The sequence below is a fragment of the Micrococcus sp. HSID17227 genome, assembly GCF_003989405.1.
Lineage (GTDB): Bacteria > Actinomycetota > Actinomycetes > Actinomycetales > Micrococcaceae > Micrococcus > Micrococcus luteus.
The window spans coordinates 1-1,559 of the sequence record NZ_RBLN01000369.1; the positions used below are offsets into that span (position 1 = coordinate 1).

Annotated in this window: 3 protein-coding genes; 1 reads left to right on the forward strand and 2 read right to left on the reverse strand. The window is 75.6% G+C overall.

Annotated elements, in window-relative coordinates; genetic code table 11:
• On the reverse strand, nucleotides 1-223 hold a 223-nt coding region (locus D8M29_RS14395; protein WP_370450176.1), incomplete at its 3' end, for a zf-HC2 domain-containing protein.
• Between the two features lie 121 nt (nucleotides 224-344).
• Between D8M29_RS14395 and D8M29_RS11900 the strand changes: the two genes are divergently transcribed.
• Nucleotides 345-995, forward strand: a complete 651-nt coding sequence (locus tag D8M29_RS11900; RefSeq protein ID WP_036339203.1) for an O-methyltransferase — start codon at nucleotides 345-347, stop codon at nucleotides 993-995.
• 78 nt (nucleotides 996-1,073) lie between these two features.
• Here the strand turns inward: D8M29_RS11900 and D8M29_RS11905 are convergent, their stop codons facing one another.
• Nucleotides 1,074-1,244 (reverse strand): DUF3117 domain-containing protein, encoded by a 171-nt coding sequence (locus D8M29_RS11905; RefSeq protein WP_002855133.1) that lies wholly within the window; start codon nucleotides 1,242-1,244, stop codon nucleotides 1,074-1,076.
• Nucleotides 1,245-1,559: the final 315 nt, after the last annotated feature.

Genomic DNA, 1,559 nt, shown 5'->3' on the forward strand with positions numbered 1-1,559 from the left:
CGGCGTCGAGCACGCGGGCCCGGGCCTGGACCGTGGCGCGGCACTCGGGGCAGCGGTCCAGGTGGCGGGCGATGCGCGCCCGGGACGCGGCGGGGAGGGCGCCCTCGAGGTAGGCGTCCATGTGGCGCTGGGTGTGTCGACGTCCCATGCGGCCACCTCCTCGGTCCTCGCGTCCTCGGCCCGGCGAACGGCCTCCCACATGGCGGGAGCCGGTTCGTGCCATCTCCCATCATCGGCCCGCCTCCTGGGAGAACTCTGGGTCGCGGCCGCGTGCCGACCCGTACACTGGCCCGCGTCGCCCGTGCCGCGGGCGAGGTCCCGCCGTCGTCGTCCCGGAGTCACCCATGAGCGCCCTGCAGCCCCAGCCCACCGACAAGCACGCGTCCTGGGCCTGGTCGGAGAGCCGGGCCACCGAAGACGACGTCGTCCTGCGCGCCCGCGAGCGCGCCGCCGAGCTGGAGGTGCCGCCGGTGAGTGAGGGGACGGCGGCCCTGTTGACGGTGCTGGCGGCCACGCGTGCCCCCGCGGCGGTCGTGGAGGTGGGCACGGGCGCCGGCGTCTCGGGTCTCGCCCTGATGCGCGGTCTGCCCGAGCGCACGGTCCTCACCACCGTGGACCCGGACGCGGAGGCACAGCGCGCGGCCCGCGAGGCGTTCTCGGAGGCCCGCCTGCCCACGAGCCGCACCCGCATGATCACGGGGCGCTCCCGGCTCGTCCTCCCCCGGCTCACGAGCGGCGCCTATGAGATGGTCCTGGTGGACGGGGACCCGGCCGCACGTCAGTTCGACGTCGAGCAGGCCGCGCGCATGCTCGCCCCCGGCGGCGTGCTCGTCGTGGTGGACGCCCTCGACGGCGACCGCGTTCCCCGGCCCGCCGTGCGCGACGAGTCCACCGTGTCCGCCCGGGCGGTGGACCGCCTCATCCGGGAGGACGAGCACTGGCTGTCCGCCGTCGTCCCCTCCGGCACGGGCGTGCTGATCGCGGTGCGCCGCTGATCCGCGGCGGGGACGCGGATGCGGACGCCCCGCGCACCGTGACGGTGCGCGGGGCGTCCGCGTCGAAGGGGTCAGGGCTCAGGCCTGGATGACGCCCTCGAGGCACTCCTTGAGCTCGCGGGCCTCGTCCGCGTTGATCTCCAGCACGAGACGGCCGCCGCCGTCGATCGGCACGCGCATGATCAGGCTGCGCCCCTCCTTGGTCACTTCCATGGGACCGTCCCCGGTGCGGGGCTTCATGGCGGCCATTGCGACTTCCCTTCTGGATGATGTTCCCGTCACGGCGTCCGGTGACCGCGGGAGCGGGCACTGTCCGGACGCCTCCGGCGCCCCCGCACGCGAGCGTGCGCGAGGCCGGTCACATCACCATTATCGCGGATTCCGCGTGCTCGCGCCAAACGATGGCCCGCACCGAGCCCGGCCCGCGACTCAGGCACGCCCCGCCGGATCGCTCCGGGACGGGTCGGCGGCCTCGAGCTCGGCCACCCGGGCCCGCAGGGCGGTCACCTCGTCCTCGCGCTGCGCCAGGGCGTCCCGCAGCCGCAGCAGGACGGCGTCCACCTG

What these genes read in the sequence shown, in the direction of transcription:
- D8M29_RS11900 (WP_036339203.1), top strand. Translation starts at nt 345, where the DNA reads ATGAGCGCCCTGCAGCCCCAGCCCACCGACAAGCACGCGTCCTGGGCC.
- D8M29_RS11905 (WP_002855133.1), bottom strand. Translation starts at nt 1,244, where the DNA reads ATGGCCGCCATGAAGCCCCGCACCGGGGACGGTCCCATGGAAGTGACC.